We start from the raw sequence: 17,882 nt of genomic DNA, 5'->3' as shown, positions 1-17,882 counted from the left end.
GCCGCCGCCCGACCCGGTTTCTCCGAGGAATGTCGGAGAAACCGGGTCAGACGGTCACTGCTGACTGCGGAGAACCGCGGTGTCGACCACCGCGGAGTCCGGATCGTCCTCTTCCGCGCAGCCCGGCTCGACCACCCAGATCGCGTAACCTTCCGCTCCGGTGCCGGACGTTGCGGGGAAGAACATGATCCACGCCGGCTGTCCCTCGTAGGAGGCGATGTCCACCAGGGTCGGGGTGCCGTAGGCACCGCTGAGCGCTTCGGCGCACGAGGTGACCTCGGCGGGGATGGCCTCGTCCGTCCGGGGGACGAGAGACTCGGACTCCTCCGTGCTCTCGCCGAAGTCGGACAGGGCGGAGCGGTCGAGGACCGACGCTCCCTGCGTGGCGAGGCCGTCCGCGGTGTAGTCGGTGCCACTGGACACCACGGCGAGCCGGTAGGGCAGCGCGGCCTGGGGCGAAGGAGCCGGAGGCGGCGCGAGCACCGTCCCGGAACCGGTGGTTTCGGGAGCGGTGAACAGACCGCTGACCACGGCCGTGCCGGCACCCAGCACGAAGACCGCCGCCGCGGCGGCGACCAGGAACGGCATCCAGCGGGCCGGTCCGCGAGGCCGGTGGAGCGGACGCACCTTCGTGTCCTGGTCGGGTGGGGCCAGCGGAGCGACCGTGGGACGGGAAGGAACGGGATGCTTCTTCGCCTCGGTCCGCAACGCTTCGTCGATGCGGTCGATCAGCCCTTCGGGCATGGGTGGCACCGGGGCGGAGGCCAGGATCTGCGACACTTCCCGCAATTCCGCGAGCTGAGCCCGGGCTTCCTCGGACTCGGCGAGCCAGGCGCGTACCTCCTGCTCCCTGTCCTTGTCCCTCAGCTCTCCTTCGGCGAATAACGCGAGTGTCTCGGGGTCCACATGAGACGTCACGATCTCCTGCCACCTCCTTTCGGAGATGGGACGTCTGGGGAGTCGCCAGGGTTCCTGAGATGGGCAAGATATGGGAGAAGCCGAGCGCGCCCCCTAGCACACCGGCTCTTCACCGTGCCCGGTGCGATCTCCAGGATCCTCGCGGCGTCCTCCACCCGGTAGCCGAGCATGTCCACGAGGACGAGGGCGAGCCGCTGCTCGACGGGGAGGTACTCCAGGGCGGCGTGGACGTCGAGGGAGGTGTCGCTGCGGCCGGTGGGGTCGGGGGCGGGCCCTCCGCGTTCGTTGGAGAGGATGTCGAGGGTGTTGTCCTCGGTGGGCACCGCGGGACGGACCATCCTGCGGCGCAGCCGGTCGTGGCAGGCGTTGACGACGATCCGGTGCAGCCACGTGCTGACCATCGCCTCGCCGCGGAACCGGTGAGCGCCGCGGAAGGCCGACAGGAAGGCGTCCTGCAGCGCGTCGGCGGCCTCCTCCTGGTCGCCCAGTACGCGAATCGCCACGGCCCACAGCCGTGCGTGGTGCCGCTTCACCAGTTCGCTGAAGGCGTGCTCATCACCCTGGTTGTGTCTGAACAGCAGCTCTTTGTCGGGGATCTCCTGAACCGCGTCGGTCACCGTGTTCACTGAATTCCGCGTAGTTCGACCTCGTTGACAGTGCCCCGGTATTTACCGCCGTCCTCAGAAAGGGGGGAGACGAACCAGACCACCACATACCGCCCGGTAGCGGGTTCGTCCAGCTTAACGGGGACCGCTCCGGATACTCCAGAGCCCTGCCAGACAGGTTCCTCGTCCTCCCCCGGGGCTCCGCCGGACTCACTGCGCACGTACAGCTCGGCACTGTAGGTGCCGCTGCCGAAGGTGAGGTCCGCCTCGTGGATCTCCACCTCGGCACCCATGTCGATGAGCAGGCCGACACCCTCCTTGAAGTTGCCGAACTCGGCGCTGTTGTACCCCTCGGTGTTCCAGTGGGTCGAGGGGTCGCCGTCGATGGTGTTCGGAGCCTTGTCGTTGTGTTCGTTGTTGTCGCCCGCCGGAGGCGGGTCGAAACCGGTCGCGCTCGCCGGGGTGAGCGTCACCAGTTCGACCTCTTCGCTGCCGTCGGGGACCTCCGCGATCTGCGGCCCGGAGCCGCCGTCCCTCATGTTGCTGCCGAGCAGCCACGCGCCCATCACCACGGCGACGAAGACCAGCAGGGCCACGACTCCGATCAGGATCCGGTTGGTCAGGGATCCCTCGGACGGCGGCGGGGTGCGGCGGCGGGACGGACGGGGAGCCCGGGGGGCGGGCGGTGCGGCCGCGGCCACGTCGAGCTGTCCGGAGATACGGGAGGTCCCCACCGGCGGCGGAGGCGGGGGAGCCGCCTGGGCCATCGGGATCGGAACTACCCGGGGCACGTCGGCGAGGGCGTCGGCGAACTCCTGCGGGGTGCGCAGCGGCCCCTCGCGGCCGCTGGTCTGGAAGGCCGCGCGGCAGACGATCTCGTTGAGCTGGTCGGGGATGCCCGCGATGATCTGGGAAGGCTCGCACGGGCGTCCCGAGACGAGCGGGGCGGGACGCAGGCCGGTCGTCTCGGGACCCGGCCAGTACCCGGTGAGGGCGGCGTACAGCAGCCGTCCCAGACCCTGCGCGTCCACGGTCTGCGGGTGCTCGACGGTGATGTCGTGCAGTGCGGCGTCGAGCCCGAGGCCGGTCACCTTGACCGCGCCGCCGACACTCCACACCAGCTTGTCCGGGGTCAGCCGCAGGTGGTGGATGCCCATCTGCGCGGCCGCGGTGAGTGCCTCGGCGGCCTCGGCCACGAGACCCGCGGCACGTTCGGGTTCCAGAGGACCGTTGCGCAGCAGGTCCGACAGGGTCGTGCCGGAGATCCACTCCTGGACCACGTAGGGGGTGGCACCGGAGTCGTCGGCATCGAACACCTGGGTGACGCGGGCGTCGGAGACACGGCTGGCCGCGCGGGCAGCACGGACCGCCTCGCCGGTGCGGCCGAAGCCGTCGGCGAACGTCCAGACCCCGACGGGGCGCGCGAGAGTTTCGTCGGTCGCCTTCCACAGTGAGGCTCCGCTGGTCTCGCTCACCAATTCGTCGAGTCGATAGCGATTGGCGAGCCTCGCACCGGGCTCAATCATGAAGGTGCTCATACCGGGAGTGACGGACGGGAGGGCCGACGTGAGGCTGTCCTCCCTGCTGCCGGGCCATAGCGCCTGTCCCCGACCTCCCTTCGGGCAGCTGAGAAGAAACCGAACTTTGGGGCAGAGTCACGCCGTTCCATGCTAGGACGCTCGACCATGCCTTCTGGAGGACATGAGTCGGGAACATTCGGAAACATCTCGTACAAGCTGGGGCCTCCGTGGTCGGGGAGGGTGCCGGGCTTCCGGTAATCAGCGTCCGAACAGGCGGACGTGTACCGTTTCCGCGGTTGGTGTGACTTGCGTCACTATTGCTGTTCTGGTGGTGAGGAGACGGGGGGCGGGCTGGTGCGGACACCCTCCGAACGCGGTGAGGACCGGATCCCCGCGGGACGTGCCCCACTGACCCGAGCACCGCGTTCACCGCCACACCGAACACTACGCCGGGAACCGCGATCGTGGGCAATACCGCCGCGTCCGCAGTGTGGCGCGTCCCGGCCGAACAGGCCCGCGGACAGCGGGGGCGGCCCTGCCGGAGAACCCGCCCGGACGGGGCCGTCAGCGCCGCAGGCGGGACCTGACCAGGTCCAGCACCGACCGCAACTCCTCCACCCGCAGCAGTTTGGCGGAGACCAGGAACACCGGCAGCGCCAACAGGCAGCCGACCACCGGCGCACCGATGTTGACGACCAGCCCCGGGGCGAACCACGCCCGGAACAACTCCAGCACGCCCCACCCGACCAGGACACTGGGGGCGGACGCCAGGTACAGCCGGACCAGCGTGCCCGCGATGCGGCGCCCGTCCAGACCGCCCAGCCGACGGCTGAGGACGAAGCCTCCGACCAGCAGGCCCACCAGGAAGGAGCACATGAACCCGCCGGCCACGCCGACGACCACCAGCCGGGGCGGCAGCAGCCAGGACGCGGTCAGCGCCAGCACACCGTGCACGGCGATGTTGCCGATGCCGAGGAACGCGGGGGTGCGGGTGTCGCCCAGCGCGTAGAACACCCGCAGCATCAACTGGAAGATGGTGAAGGGCAGCAGCCCGAGCGACATCACCATCAGGATGTTGCCGATGTTCGCCGCGTCGCTGTCACCGGTGTTGCCGTGCGCGAACAGCAGCACCGCGACCTCCGTGGCGTACAGCGCGATCGCCAGCGACAGCGGGATCAGGATCAGCGCGGAGACCCGGAGAGTGCGGGAGAAGCCGGCACGCACCTCGTCCCACCGCTTGTCGACGGCGAACGCGCTCATCTGCGGCAGCAGCACCGTGATCAGGGAGACCGCGATGATCGCGTACGGCAGCTGGAAGAGCTGGTAGGCGTAGCTGTAGGCGGTGAGGCCGGCGCCCGCGTCCCCGTCACCCTGCAGGTTCGCGGCAACGTTCGCCCCGGTGGCGATCTGGGAGGTGATCACGAAACCCAGCTGGGTCGTGAGGGTGTACAGGAACATCCACCCGGCCGTGCGCAGCGCCTCGCCCAGCCCGGAGCCGCGCAGGTCCAGCCGGGGCCGCCACCGGTACCCGGACCGCCACAGCGACCCCAGCAGGACGACCGTCTGCAGGACCATGCCGCAACTGGTGCCCGCTCCCAGGAGGATCTTGTCGGCGGTGGTCACCGTCTCCACCGTGTCGCCGGTGCCGACGAACAGGAACAGCACGCCGACGGTGATGATCACCAGGTTGTTGAGCACGGGCGCCCACACCGGAGCGCCGAACCTGTCCCGCGTGTTCAGCATGGCGCTGATCAGACCGCTCATACCGACGAAGAACACCTGGGCGAGCAGGAAACGCGCCAGGAACACCGACACCTCGGCCTGCGCGGGCAGGAAGTCGCTCGCGTACAGCTGGATCAGCGGCCCCGCGAGGAGGACCGCGACCGCCGTCACCACCAGCAGCACCACCACGGCGCTGGTGAACAGGCGGTCCTCGGTGGCCTTGCCGCCGTCTGCGTCCTGTTTGCGCCGCCGTACCAGGAACGGCACGATCACGCTCGCCATCAGACCGCCGATGAGCAGGTCGTTGATGATGAACGGAATGGTGTTGGCGACGTTGTAGGCGTCCCCGAGCAGCTGGGTGCCCAGGGCCGCGGCGAGCACGACGGTGCGGAAGAACCCCGTGACCCGGGACACCATCGTCCCGACCGCCATGACCATGCTGGAGCGCATCATGCCGCCCCGGGGCGAGGAGCTCTGCTCCGACGGTTCGGCGGCAGCGGGATCGGGCGTGGGAGGGCGGGACCCCGCGTCCCCGGCGGGGCCGCCGGTGTGGTCGTCGCTGTCGCTGGTGATGTCGGTCGCCACCGGCGTGGCTCCTTTCGATGGTGTCAGCGGGCAGGCCGCCGCAACCGAGGCGTCGTGATCGGAAGGTCTTGTCGTGGCGGAGATCAGCGTCGGGAGACGGAACCGTGCGGCTCAGGAACGGGCGTCCCCGGGGCTCTCTCCGTCCTGTCCGGCACTGACCTGATCCTTGTCATTGTCGTTCATCGTGTTGTCGGCGTGCTCCTCGCCGGCCGGAACCGGCCCCTCCAGGGCGGGGTCTGCGGCGGACGCCGTCTCGGCGGTCCGGTTCCGCTCCCGCCTCCACTTGCGGACGGCGCGCGGGGTCAGGGCGGTGACCAGCACCAGGGCGGCGATACCGCTGATGACCAGTGCCCCGCTGCCCAGTCCGGTGGCGTTGACCGGAATGGTGGTCTGCTCGTCGGTGATCGGCTCGCCGTCGGCGTTGTGCAGACTCAGGTGCAGCACGGTACGGCCGTTGACGGTGGCCGAGAGCGGCACGTACACGGTGGTCTTGCCGCCGGGGCCGATCTCCATCGACTTGGTGTAGTCGCCGATCGACAGGCGTTCGGAGTTCTCCGAGAAGATCGACAGGTGCACGGTCACCGAGTGGTCGCTGAGGTCGTTGGCCACCAGCACGCCGAGGGTGCCGTTCTTGCTGGCCAGCGTAATGGGGTCCCCGGGGATGACGTAGACCTTGGCCTTGTGCTCCTGGACCGCCTGGTCCACCCGGTCCAGTGCGGCCTCGGAACCCTCGGCGTCACCGCGCCACCACGCCGACTCCAGGCGCAGCACGGCGGGGCGGAACGGGTCCCCGTCCTCGGTCAGCACGCTGTTGAACAGCCGTATCTGGCGGCGGACGGCCCGGACCCGGTCCAGGTAGTCGTCGGTGAGTTCGGAGTCGGCGGCCCCGTCCGGATAGGTGAGGCCCTGCCGTTCGTCGCCGTCGTCGGCGTCGGCGCGGACGCCGGCGAGGGACACCGCGGACAGCCAGGGCAGGTTCTCGGTGGCGTCGAGCAGGCCGGTGGCGTAGGCGGTGCTGGGGTCCCAGTCCTGGGGGGGAGCCAGGACGAGGGTGCGTTCGGTCTCGGGGGCCTCCGCGGCGATCACCGCGGTTTCCGCGGCGAACCGCTGTTCGGCCAGGGCACTGGAGCCGGGGGTGTGGGTGTCGGCGCCCAGGACCCGGGTGAGTCCGCGGTCGACGACGAGGGCGGTTCCCTTCTCCCCTCCGGGCAGGGGCAGCGGGGCCACGCCGCTGGGGGTGTGACCGAGCCAGTTCTGTGCGGGCATCGCCGACTCGTCGAGGAGGAAGGTGGTGGCACCGCGGGAGTGCAGGAAGTCGCGGGTGGCTTCGTCCATGACGCCGTCGGCGGGCCAGGCGAGTTCGGTGTCGGCTTCGCGGCCCAGGAGTTCCACCACGGTGGAGTGTCCCAGGTCGGCCGCTGTCTCGGCGTCGACGGTGAGGTCGGCGTCGAACAGCGCGGACAGGTCGGGGTTGGCGTAGGGGACGGTCAGCAGGGGGTCCTCGGCCAGCCACAGCCGTGCATGGGCCAGCCACACCTGCGCGTCGGGGCTGGCCTCGTGCTCTTCCAGGGCCGGTCCCGATCCGGTGGCGTTGGACAGGGACCAGTAGCTGCCCTCGCCGAGGCGCCGGATGTCGTCGAGCAGGGCCGGGTCCACCGCCCAGGTGATGGGGACCGGGTCCGCGGGGGTGGGGGACTCCTCGGGGGTGGGGCCGGGCGGCGTCTCGGTGTCGGGGGCCTCGGTGGGGGAGGCGGAGGGGTCGGTCGAGGGAGAGGCGTCGGGGGCGGGGCTCTCCGCGGTCTCCTCGTCGGGGGCGGGGGTGGGGCCGGTGTAGGTCGAGTCGATCTCGCCGTCCTGGGCGCCGATGGTGAGCAGGCGGCCCAGCCGTCCGTCCTCGGCCAGTTCCGCGGCGAGGCCGGGGGAGAGGTAGGTGTCGTCGTCAGCGCGCTGCGGGCTGTCCATGAGCGGCCACACCCAGGCGACCCGGAGTTTCTCCACCTTCTCGGTTCCTGTGTAGGGCAGGAAGGTGTGGACCTTCCCGAGGCTGCCCGCGCTCCCGCTGGTGGCGGCGATGGTCAGCGGGTAGACCCCGAACCCGCCCTGCAGGTCCAGGTCCTCGGTGTCGACTTCGAGTTCGAACGAGATCGCGGAGCCCGGGGGCAGGGCCATGTCGACGGTGGTGGAGGGGCCCGACTCGTAGGGCTCGGGGCCCGAGCCCTCGGCGTGCCGGTCCAGGGCCTCGCGGTCGGTCAGCGGGTAGGGCGTGTAGCGCAGGTGTACGGCGATGTCGTCGAGGGGGCCGTCGGTGGTGTTGGTGACCAGTCCTCTGACGGTGACGGTGTCCTTCTCCTTGACGGCCGTGGGGGTGATCTCGGATACGGCCAGGGCGGGGAGGTCGGTGCCGTCGTCCGCGGGGAGGACCGTCGCGGTCCCGGACATCGACTCGGTCGCGGCCTCGGCCGACGGAGTGGACTGGGTCGGGGTCAGTGCCGGAAGCACCGCCAGGGCGGTGGCAACGACCACGCCCAGGTGAGCAATTCGACGCACGCCTCTGGGTCTTCCGAATCGTTGGACGGTCGGCTGGAGTCGCCGTACGGATGGCTCCACAGGATAGAAGAGTCCCTGGGTGACCGCGATGACCGCGGAACGGTGCCCGTGGGGTCTCCTCCACCGACCGCCGCGGGGCGGTTGTGGGTGGGGCAGACGCGGTGGGAAACGCGTCCCGTCCGAAAACGACGATACCTTCTGTCCTCTTCTCGGGGCAGCGGAAGCCGTGGAGCGGGCGGCACGCCGTCCGCTGCCGCGCCCGGACGCGGTGCACCCGTGGGGCGCGTCACTGTTTCCCGGCGGGGAGCGGAATCGATTCGCCAGGGCGGAGTGTGGCCACCTAATCTCTGTGCCTGTGTCGAACAGTGCGTTTCCGGATCGGATCTCTGACTCCCAGGCCGCCGAGGCCACGCTGACGGACGAGCAGCGCTCCGCGGTCGACCGGCTGCTGCGCTCGGTCGGGTCGGTCGTGACCGAACTGGGTGAGCGGTTCGCCGCGGCGGGGCATGAGTTGGCGATCGTCGGCGGCCCCGTGCGCGACGCGCTGCTGGGGCGTCCGGTGCACGACATCGACCTGACCACCGACGCGGTGCCGCAGCGTGTCCTGGAACTGGTGGACGGCTGGGCCGATGCGGTGTGGACGATCGGCATCGAGTTCGGCACCGTGGGGCTGCGCAAGAACGGGCAGCAGGTGGAGATCACCACCTACCGGAGCGAGTCGTACCAGGTCAAGTCGCGTAAGCCGGAGGTCAGCTACGGCGATTCGCTCTACGGGGACCTGGTCCGCCGGGATTTCACCGTCAACGCCATGGCGGTGCGGCTGCCCGGCGGGGAGTTCGTGGACCCGTTCGGCGGTCTGGCGGATCTGGCCGACCGCAGACTGCGGACGCCGGGGAGGGCCGAGGACTCGTTCAACGACGACCCCCTGCGGATCATGCGCGCGATGCGGTTCGCGGCGCAGTTGGGGTTCTCCCTGGACGAGGGGGTGCGTACCGCCGCGACCGCCATGTCGGACCGGCTGCGGATCGTCTCGGCCGAGCGGATCCGCGACGAACTCGTCAAGCTGATGCTGAGTCCGAACCCGCGGGTCGGTGTGGCCCTGATGACGGACCTGGGGGTGGCCGACCACGTGCTCCCCGAGATCCCGAAGCTCAAGCTCACCGTTGACGAGCACCACCGGCACAAGGACGTCTACGAGCACTCGTTGACCGTGCTCGACCAGGCCATCGACCTGGAACGGGCCCGCGGCATGGAGCCCGACCTGGTGCTGCGGCTGGCTGCGCTGCTGCACGACATCGGCAAGCCCAAGACCCGCTCCTTCGAGCCGGGGGGCAAGGTCACGTTCCACCACCACGAGGTGGTGGGTGCGTCGATGAGCAGGAACCGGCTGAGCGCGTTGCGGTTCCCCAAGGACGTCGTCAACGACGTCAGCAAGCTGGTCTCCCTGCACCTGCGGTTCCACGGGTACGGCAAGGGGGAGTGGACCGACTCCGCGGTGCGTCGTTACGCGCGTGACGCCGGTCCGCTGCTGTCGCGGCTGCACATCCTGACCCGCGCCGACTGCACCACGCGCAACCGGCGCAAGGCCGCGGCGTTGGCCCGTGCGTACGACGACATCGAGCGGCGGATCGAGCGGCTGGAGCAGGAGGAGGAGCTGTCCAAGATCCGTCCGGACCTGGACGGCAACGAGATCCAGGAGGTGCTGGGGATCGGGCCGGGGCCGCTCGTCGGGCAGGCGTGGCGGTTCCTGCTGGAGTTGCGGCTGGAGAACGGCCCCCTGGGCAAGGAGGCGGCGACCGAGGCCCTGCGCCGCTGGGCGGCCGAGCGGGAGTGAGGCGCCGGACCGGGCTCCGGTCGTCCCCCGTTCCGGAGGGGCGGGGGCACGGTCCGTGGGATCGGCGGGCGGCGGAGTTCACGGCGACGGAACGTGACGGGGCTGGGGCGAGAGCGCTCCTGGTCGGGGACACCCGGGCGGTTTTCCTGGTTACCCAGCAGTGTTTTCCCTTTTGTGCCCTTGCTTTCCGTGACCTTCCTGGTAAGAGGTATCCCCAGGTCTACTGATTCGTGGAGCGGCGCCGCCGTCGCTCTCCTTCCCTGTGCCAGCACGACATTTCATGAGGATGATCTCTGTCACGTGTGGCGGGTGGGGAGAGGGAATCTCCGGCGCATCAGGCTCCGGAGTGGGAAGGGAGGGCCGCCTTTGGTTACTCAGAGTAACTCTCCTGAAAATGGAAATCAGATTCCCCTTTCTGGGGACCTCTTCACTTCAGGCATTGTGACCTGGGAGAACGGTGAACCCCACGAGACTGGGACAGGAAAGCGGAGACAAGTCGGATTCCCCCGACCAGGTCTCGAAAAACTCTCATAGGTCCTGCTAGGGTCACCCATCATCCTGTTTCCCTGGTAGATCCGTCCCGCACGGCGGCCCCGGGAGCGCGACAGGAAGCGACCCGAGGGTCGAATGGTCGGATCGATATCACGGAGCGTAAGGGGAGGGCGTGAGAGGTCAGCCCACCGAAGGTGGAGACGCGTACCCTCAGGGAACCCCGCCCAGCGGTGTTGAGCCCGGGGACCAGCACCGGCAGCCGTTCCGGTCCTGGTGGCGCAGGCTGACCGGGGGCCGCAGGACGCGGACCGCCGCCACCGCGCAGGCGGCCGCGGCCCAGCCGACGGGCCCCGCGGCCCGCGACTCCGGGACCGCCCGGGGCGCGACGCACGACGTCACCGACACCGGGCCCCAGGCCCTGCTCCACGAGGACCCGCAGAACCTGCTGCCCACCGCCCTGGCGTCCCTGGCCATGCGCGACCTCACACTCGTCGACTCGCTGCTGGCTTTCGTCGAACAGCTCGAACGCCAGGAAGAAGACCCCGAACAGCTGGAAGTGCTGTTCCAGATCGACCACCTCGCCACCCGGATGCGGCGCAACGGCGAGAACCTGCTGATCCTCGCGGGCCACGGAGGACAGAGCAAGCACGCCGACCCCGTCCCCCTGCTCGACGTCGTCCGCGCCGCGATGTCCGAGGTCAGCGAGTACACCCGGGTCCGGGCCCAGGAACTCCCCGAAGACGTGGCGATCTCCCCCGACGCCGCCGACGACCTCAGCCACCTCATCGCCGAACTGCTGGACAACGCCACCGCCTACTCCGCGACCAACCTCCCGGTCGCCGTCCGCGGGCGGTCGGGCGAGGACGGAACACTCCTGCTTGAGGTCATCGACGACGGCATCGGCATCCCCCAGGACCGCCTCGACCAGCTCAACCGGTGGCTCGCCACCCCGCCGCAGCTGAGTGAAGAGGTCATCCGGCACATGGGGCTCTACGTCGTCAGCAGACTCGCCGCCCGCCAGGGCGTCAACGTGCAGCTGCAGACCCGCCCCTTCAACGGCACCACCGCCTACATCCGGATTCCCGCCACGCTGGTCGTCACGGCGTCGGAGTCCCAGCCTCCCCCGCAGGGCCCCGCCGAGGTGCAGGCCCTCCCAACCGTCAGACAGCGCGGTCCCCGCCCCAGCCCGCCCTCCACCGCACAGGAGGGACCCAACGGGCTGCCCCGTCGGGAGCCCAAACGGGGCCGAAGGACAGCCGCAGGACCCAGATCTTCCTCCCCCCGGCAGGTCGCCCCGGTGCAGTCCACCGCGCCGGCAGCCGACGGTGAACTGTGGGAGCTCCCCCAGCGCCGCCGCACCCCGGACGGACCTTCGAGCCGCCGCGGGGGCAGCACGGAAGAAACGGGTCCGGTACGCGGTCAGCGTCCTCGGAACACCGCCCCCGAGCCCTCCACCGGGCAACCGCCGGGATTCGCCGAACGCATCCGCGCCGATCTGGACGGGCTCCTCAGCGGACAGGCCGAGGCAGCCCGGGAGATTGCCGCCAGGAGTGAGGGAAACCGCGCCCCAGGTGCAGAAAGAGCGATGGAGAAATGACCGATTCCCGTTCCGAGGTAGAGAAGTTCAACTGGGTCATTGACAATTTCGTCCGCGACGTTCCCGGCGTGAACCATGCCGCGGTGGTCTCGGCCGACGGACTGCTGCTCGCCCGCTCCCAGGGACTGTCCCTGGAGGAGGCCGAGCAGTTGGCCGCTGTGGCCAGCGGGATGCTCAGCCTCGCCCAGGGCACCTCGCGCATGTTCAACCAGGGCGAGGTCGAGCAGACCATCGTCCGCATGCAGCAGGGCCACCTCTTCCTCACCTCGATCGGAGACGGTTCGTGCCTGACCGTCCTGGCCGCCAGCGACTGCGACATGAAGATCGTGGGCTACCAGATGGCGCTGCTCGTGGAGAACACCGGACACGTGCTCACCCCCAAGCTGCGCGGTGAACTCCGCGAAGCGATCCTCAACTGACGGCGGCCGAAGAAACCATCTGGGAAGGGCGCAGCATGATCCCCACGCCACCGCCGGGGGCGAGCCGGCGGGTCCGTTCCTACGCGCTGACGTTGGGACGGACCCGACCATCCCTGCCCCTGCTGCTGGAAACGCTCGTCACCGCTCTGGACCCCGGGCCCGGCGGTCTCTCCGGGATGACCCCGGAACAGCGGAACATCTACCTGGCCTGCACCGAGTCGCGGTCGGTCACCGAGATCGCCACGACGGTCCAGTTGCCCATCGGTGTGGTGCGCGTGCTCATCAGCGACCTCGCCCAGCAGGGCAAAGTGGAGATCCACCGCACCGTCGGCAGCGGTCCGCAGGCGGACACCGAACTCCTGGAGAGGATTCTTCATGGGCTTCACGCCATCGCCGGGTAGCGCCCCCAAGAAGGTGTCGGCGAAGATCGTCGTGGCCGGCGGCTTCGGGGTCGGCAAGACGACGCTGGTCGGCTCGGTCTCCGAGATCCCCCCGGTCAACACCGAGGCGATCATGACCCAGGCCAGTGTGCCCTACGACGATCTCTCCAAGACGCCCGACAAGCAGACGACCACCGTCGCCATGGACTTCGGGCGCATCACCATCGCCCGCGACCTGGTCCTCTACCTGTTCGGCACGCCCGGACAGTCCCGGTTCTGGTTCATGTGGGAGGACCTGACCCGCGGCGCGATCGGCGCGGTCATCATCGTCGACACCCGCCGCCTGGAGGACTCCTTCCAGGCCATCGACTACTTCGAGAAGTACACCGATCTGCCGTTCCTGATCGCGGTCAACCACTTCGAGGGGGTGCCCATGCACCCGGTCGAGGACATCCGCAACGCGCTGGCCCTGGAAGACGACGTGCCCATCGTCGTGTTCGACGCCCGCGACCGGCGGCAGTCGGCCGGAGTCCTGGCGAAACTGGTCGAGTACACCATGAACTTCAACGCCGAGACGGCGCTGAGCCGGTGACGGTCCCGGAGTGACATGCGCAGGATTCTGATCGTCGGCGCCGGGCAGTCAGGACTGCAGTTGGGCCTGTGCCTGCTGCAGCACGACTACGACGTCACCATCATGACCGCACGCACCGCCACCGAACTCGCCTCCGGGCGCGCGGTGTCGGTGCAGCTGCTCACCAGCGACCAGGTGGACCTGGAGCGCGCCTACGGGCTGGACCTGTGGCAGGACAAGGCGCCGCCCATCCGGGGCAGCCGGCTGAGCGGCGGGAGCAACGACGGCAGCGTCTCCTACGACTGGACCGGCTACTACAAGAAGCCCGCACTGTCGGTGGACGAGCGGGTGAAGATGTCGGTGTGGCTGGACCTGTTCGAGCAGATGGGCGGCCGGGTGGTCATCCATCCGGTGACCGTCTCCGACCTGGACCACCTGGTCGGCATGTACGACCTGACCGTCATCGCGGCGGGCCAGTCCGGCCTGGCCGAGATGTTCCCGGTCCGGCACGAGTGGACGGCGCGGGGCAATCCGGGGTTCCTCACCGCGATCGCCTACGTCACCGCGGTCGAGGACGACCCCTACGCCGACATCCAGACGGGCGGGTGGATCCCCGGGGTCGGCCACCTGGTCAGCCTGCCCAGCTACTCGGTGAACGGCCCCTGCCGCCTGCTGGCCATCAGCGCCCCGGCGGTCGAGGGGATGGCGATGCCGTCGTGGCCGTCCCGGATGCGGCCCCGGCAGCAGCTGGACCTGATGCTGGAGGCGATGCAGCAGCTTCCCGAGCTGTACGAGGTGTACCGGGACGTCGAACTCGCCGACCCCAAGGCGGTGGCCATGGACCCCACGGTCCCCCTGGTGCGGGAACCGGTGGCCACGCTGCCGTCGGGCGGGAAGGTGCTGGGCATCGGCGACACCCTCATCACCACCGGCCCCGGATTCGCCCAGAACGGCAACAACGAGTGCCGCAGCGCCGCCCTCTACCTGAAGGCGATCCTGGAGCACGGCGACCGGCCGTTCGACGAGGACTTCATGCGCGCCGCCTTCGCCGAGTTCGACGCGTTCGCGCGCCCCTTCTACAGCGATCTGGTCGTCCTCATCACCACGACCCCCCCACACGTCTGTGAGGTGTACGAGACCGCCAACACCTGCCAGGCGGTGGCCGACCGGTTCGTGGAGGGCTTCAACGACCCGGCCGACCTGCTGAGCTGGTTCGGGGACGAGAAGGCCACCCGGGAGTTCCTCGCCGAGGCCACCGGGCGCTGATTCGGTGACGGACTGGGGGCGGATGCGCAGGATTCTGATCGTCGGTGCCGGGCAGGCGGGGCTGCAGTTGGGTCTGTGCCTGCTGCAGCACGACTACGACGTCACGATCATGACCGCGCGCACCGCGCAGGAGGTCGCCTCCGGGCGCGCGGTGTCGGTGCAGCTGCTCACCGGAAGCCACGTCGCCCTGGAACGCGCCCACGGGCTGGACCTGTGGACCGCCGAGGTGCCGCAGATCCGGGGACACCACGTGCGTGGCAGCGGAGAAGCCGAGGGGCCGGCCTACGACTGGGTCGGCTACTACCGGGAACCCTCGCTGTCGGTGGACGAGCGGGTGAAGATGTCGGTGTGGCTGGACCTGTTCGAGCAGATGGGCGGCCGGGTGGTGGTGCACCCGGTGACCACCTCGGACCTGGACCACCTGGTCGGCATGTACGACCTGACGGTCATCGCGGCGGGCCAGTCCGGCCTGGCCGAGATGTTCCCCGTCACCGACGCGTGGATGCGGCCGCTGGCCAGGACCAGCATCACGGCGATCGCCTACGTCACCGCGGTCGAGGACGACCCCTACGCCGACATCATGACGAGCGGACGCGTCCCGGGACTCGGCCAGCTCACCACCCACCCCAGCTATTCGCTGCACGGCCCGTGCCGCCTGATCGCCATCAGCGGCCCCTCCACCAGCGGCCTGGGATCGTGGCCCACCCGGATGCGGCCCCAGCAGCAGTTGGACCTGATGCTGGAGGCGATGCGCGACCACCTGCCGCACCTGTACGAGGTGTACGGAGGCGTCCGGCTCGTCGACCGCCGAGCGGTGACCATGGACTACTCGCCGCCGCTGATGCGGGACCCGGTGGCGGTGCTGCCGTCGGGCGGGAAGGTGCTGGGCATCGGCGACACGGTCATCGCCCCCCTCCCCGCGTTCGGGCAGAACGCCAACAACGAGTGCCGCAGCGCCGACCTCTGCCTGAAGGCGATCCTGGAGCACGGCGACCGGCCGTTCGACGAGGACTTCATGCGCGCCGTCTTCGCCGGCTTCCGGGAGTTCGCGATGCCGTTCTACCGAGACCTGGCGGTGCTCTTCGGCACGGTCCCGCCGCACCTCCGCGAGGTGCTCGCGGCGGGCAGCACCTGCCAGGCGGTGGCCGACCGGTTCGTCCAGGGCTTCGACGACCCCGTCGACATGGCGAGCTGGTTGGTCGACGAGAGGACCGCCCGAGCCTTCCTCACCGAGGCTGCTGGAGCACAACCGGCGGGAGGGACCAGGTGAGGAGCCGGACAGGAGACCCAGGGGGAAGAGGACGGATGCGCAGGATTCTGATCGTCGGTGCCGGGCAGGCGGGGCTGCAGTTGGGTCTGGGCCTGCTGCAGCACGACTACGACGTCACGATCATGACCGCGCGCACCGCGCAGGAGGTCGCCTCCGGGCGCGCGGTGTCGGTGCAGCTGCTCACCAGCGACCAGCTGGACCTGGAGCGCGCCTACGGGCTGGACCTGTGGCAGGACAAGGCGCCGCCCATCCGGGGCAGCCAGATCACCGGCGAGGAGAGCGACTGGTGCCCCGCGCACGACTGGACCGGCTACTTCAAGAGGCCCGCGCTGTCGGTGGACGAGCGGGTGAAGATGTCGGTGTGGCTGGACCTGTTCGAGCAGATGGGCGGCCGGGTGGTGGTGCACCCGGTCACCACCTCGGACCTGGACCACCTGGTCGGCATGTACGACCTGACGGTCATCGCGGCGGGCCAGTCCGGCCTGGCCGAGATGTTCCCCGTCACCCACGACTGGTCGCGGTACGGCATGAGCGGATTCCTCACGGCGGTCGCCTACGTCACCCCGGTCGAGGACGACCCCCACGCCGACATCGTGGCGGGTGGGTGGATCCCCGGGGTCGGCCACTTCAGCAGCCTGCCCAGCTACTCGGTGAACGGCCCCTGCCGCCTGCTGTACATCAGCGGGACGGACACCGACGCGATGGCCTCCTGGCCGTCCCGGATGCGGCCCCGGCAGCAGCTGGACCTGATGCTGGAGGCGCTGCGGGAGCACCTTCCCGACTTCTACGAGGTGTACAAGGACGTCGAACTCGTCGACCCCAAGGCAGTGACCATGGACAACACCGCGCCACTGGCGCGGGAGCCGGTGGCCACGCTCCCGTCGGGCGGGAAGGTACTGGGCATCGGCGACACCCTCGTCGTCACCGCCCCGGGCTACGCGCAGGACGCCAACAACGAGTGCCGCAGCGCCGCCCTCTACCTGAAGGCGATCCTGGAGCACGGCGACCGGCCGTTCGACGAGGACTTCATGCGCGCCGCCTTCGCCGAGTTCGACGCGTTCGCCCGCCCCTTCCACCACGACCTGATCATGGTCTTCGGCAGGGGGGAGCCGCACATCCGCGAGGTGTACGAGACCGCCAACACCTGCCAGGCGGTGGCCGACCGGTTCGTGGAGGGCTTCAACGACCCGGCCGACCTGATGAGCTGGCTGGGGGACGAGAAGGCCACCCGGGCCTTCCTCGCCGAGGCCACCGGGAACTGACCCGGACGCCGCGCAACGGCGGGGTTCAGAGGCGGGCGTCGAACCAGGCGGCCAGTTCCGCGTCCACGGCTTCGGTGTGCGGGGACGACGCCGCCGCGGCGGCGTCCGCCTCGTCGGTCAGGGCGTGCGCCAGTCCGGGCACCGTGACGAGCACCGTGCCCAGGGCGTCGCGCAGCAGGGCGGCGTCACGGCGGAACTCGGCGTGGTCGGCGCCCCCGCTGACCAGGAGCACCGCCGACGCGGGAACGCGCTCGGCGATCTCGGCGGCGCGGGCCACGAAGTCCCACCGGTCGGAGGCCTCCACGGCTTCGGGCGTCCACGGGTAGACCACGCCGAACTCGCGTTCCGCGACCGCGACGAGGCTCCGTGCGGTGAGCACCGGGTTGACCAGCGCCACGGCGGCGACCGGGACCGTCGTGGCGGTCAGCGCGGTCAACGCGACCGCACCGCCCAGTGAACCGCCGACCAGGCCGAGCGGTCCGGTGGCGCCCAACTCCGCGCGCAGTCCCGCCACCACCTGGGGAAACTCCCGCACCGCCTGCCGGACGACCGGGACGTGCAGCCTCAGCAGCGGGTCGGTGAGCGCTTCACCGAGGACGCGTTCGAAGTCGTCGGGGGTGCGCGCCCCGTGGAGCGGCAGGTCCACGAAGACCCGCCAGGCGTTGGAGCCCGCCAGCGGCAGTGCGGCGGCCAGCTCCGCGGCCGAGCGCGGGGAGTCCAGCATGGGCCAGCCGACGATCAGGGGCGCGGATCCGGGGTCGCCTTCGGGAGGCAGGGCCACGTAGGGAACACCGGCGGCCCTGCCGGTGCGCTGGTGCGGTAGACGGAGAGCGGACATGGGGACTCCTCCCGTGGATTCGCGACACGACGATCGTTCCCGACGAACCTGACAGG

The 17,882-nt window shown here is 70.0% G+C and carries 14 protein-coding genes; 8 read left to right on the top strand and 6 right to left on the bottom strand.

Going from position 1 to position 17,882, the window contains the following annotated elements; all coding sequences use genetic code 11:
• Positions 1–54: 54 nt before the first annotated feature.
• From FOF52_RS17085 to FOF52_RS17065, 5 genes are all read right to left on the bottom strand, one after another.
• A complete protein-coding gene (locus FOF52_RS17085) occupies positions 55–918 on the bottom strand; it encodes an anti-sigma factor family protein (RefSeq protein WP_248590934.1) in 864 nt (287 codons plus the stop codon).
• On the bottom strand, positions 915–1,544 hold the full coding sequence (sigM, locus tag FOF52_RS17080) for an RNA polymerase sigma factor SigM (protein ID WP_248590933.1): 630 nt from the start codon (positions 1,542–1,544) through the stop codon (positions 915–917). The genes FOF52_RS17085 and sigM overlap by 4 nt, the downstream gene beginning before the upstream one ends.
• Complete coding sequence (locus FOF52_RS17075) at positions 1,541–3,061, bottom strand: protein kinase family protein (RefSeq protein ID WP_248590932.1); 1,521 nt, start codon at positions 3,059–3,061, stop codon at positions 1,541–1,543. The genes sigM and FOF52_RS17075 overlap by 4 nt, the downstream gene beginning before the upstream one ends.
• A gap of 546 nt (positions 3,062–3,607) precedes the next feature.
• The gene (gene murJ, locus FOF52_RS17070) at positions 3,608–5,350 is read right to left on the bottom strand and encodes a murein biosynthesis integral membrane protein MurJ (RefSeq protein WP_248590931.1); all 1,743 of its coding nucleotides are present in this window, start codon (positions 5,348–5,350) and stop codon (positions 3,608–3,610) included.
• Positions 5,351–5,461: 111 nt separating this feature from the next.
• Positions 5,462–7,897: a DUF6049 family protein gene (locus FOF52_RS17065; protein WP_248590930.1), complete on the bottom strand. Its 2,436-nt coding sequence runs from the start codon at positions 7,895–7,897 to the stop codon at positions 5,462–5,464.
• A 382-nt stretch (positions 7,898–8,279) separates the two neighbouring features.
• Here FOF52_RS17065 and FOF52_RS17060 point away from each other — a divergent pair, with 382 nt between their 5' ends.
• The 8 genes from FOF52_RS17060 (at position 8,280) to FOF52_RS17025 (ending at position 16,988) form a co-directional block, all read left to right on the top strand.
• Positions 8,280–9,731: a CCA tRNA nucleotidyltransferase gene (locus FOF52_RS17060; RefSeq protein WP_425265556.1), complete on the top strand. Its 1,452-nt coding sequence runs from the start codon at positions 8,280–8,282 to the stop codon at positions 9,729–9,731.
• A gap of 664 nt (positions 9,732–10,395) precedes the next feature.
• Positions 10,396–11,820 carry a sensor histidine kinase gene (locus tag FOF52_RS17055; RefSeq protein ID WP_248590928.1) on the top strand — a complete coding sequence of 475 codons (1,425 nt, stop codon included), beginning with the start codon at positions 10,396–10,398 and terminating at the stop codon, positions 11,818–11,820.
• Positions 11,817–12,239, top strand: a complete 423-nt coding sequence (locus tag FOF52_RS17050) for a roadblock/LC7 domain-containing protein (RefSeq protein WP_248590927.1) — start codon at positions 11,817–11,819, stop codon at positions 12,237–12,239. The genes FOF52_RS17055 and FOF52_RS17050 overlap by 4 nt, the downstream gene beginning before the upstream one ends.
• Positions 12,240–12,274: 35 nt before the next feature.
• Positions 12,275–12,640 (top strand): DUF742 domain-containing protein, encoded by a 366-nt coding sequence (locus FOF52_RS17045; protein WP_248590926.1) that lies wholly within the window; start codon positions 12,275–12,277, stop codon positions 12,638–12,640.
• Positions 12,615–13,211: a GTP-binding protein gene (locus FOF52_RS17040; RefSeq protein WP_248590925.1), complete on the top strand. Its 597-nt coding sequence runs from the start codon at positions 12,615–12,617 to the stop codon at positions 13,209–13,211. Before FOF52_RS17045 ends, FOF52_RS17040 begins: the two co-directional genes overlap by 26 nt.
• Before the next feature lie 15 nt (positions 13,212–13,226).
• On the top strand, positions 13,227–14,456 hold the full coding sequence (locus FOF52_RS17035) for a styrene monooxygenase/indole monooxygenase family protein (RefSeq protein ID WP_248590924.1): 1,230 nt from the start codon (positions 13,227–13,229) through the stop codon (positions 14,454–14,456).
• A gap of 22 nt (positions 14,457–14,478) precedes the next feature.
• The gene (locus FOF52_RS17030) at positions 14,479–15,726 is read left to right on the top strand and encodes a styrene monooxygenase/indole monooxygenase family protein (RefSeq protein ID WP_248590923.1); all 1,248 of its coding nucleotides are present in this window, start codon (positions 14,479–14,481) and stop codon (positions 15,724–15,726) included.
• 35 nt (positions 15,727–15,761) lie between these two features.
• On the top strand, positions 15,762–16,988 hold the full coding sequence (locus tag FOF52_RS17025) for a styrene monooxygenase/indole monooxygenase family protein (protein WP_248590922.1): 1,227 nt from the start codon (positions 15,762–15,764) through the stop codon (positions 16,986–16,988).
• A gap of 25 nt (positions 16,989–17,013) precedes the next feature.
• Here the strand turns inward: FOF52_RS17025 and FOF52_RS17020 are convergent, their stop codons facing one another.
• The gene (locus FOF52_RS17020; protein ID WP_248590921.1) at positions 17,014–17,826 is read right to left on the bottom strand and encodes an alpha/beta hydrolase; all 813 of its coding nucleotides are present in this window, start codon (positions 17,824–17,826) and stop codon (positions 17,014–17,016) included.
• Between the last annotated feature and the right edge of the window lie 56 nt (positions 17,827–17,882).

The organism is Thermobifida alba, from assembly GCF_023208015.1.
Classification (GTDB): Bacteria; Actinomycetota; Actinomycetes; order Streptosporangiales; family Streptosporangiaceae; genus Thermobifida; species Thermobifida alba.
The sequence above is the reverse complement of the archived record's forward strand: the minus strand, read 5'-3'. Positions and strand labels throughout refer to the sequence as shown.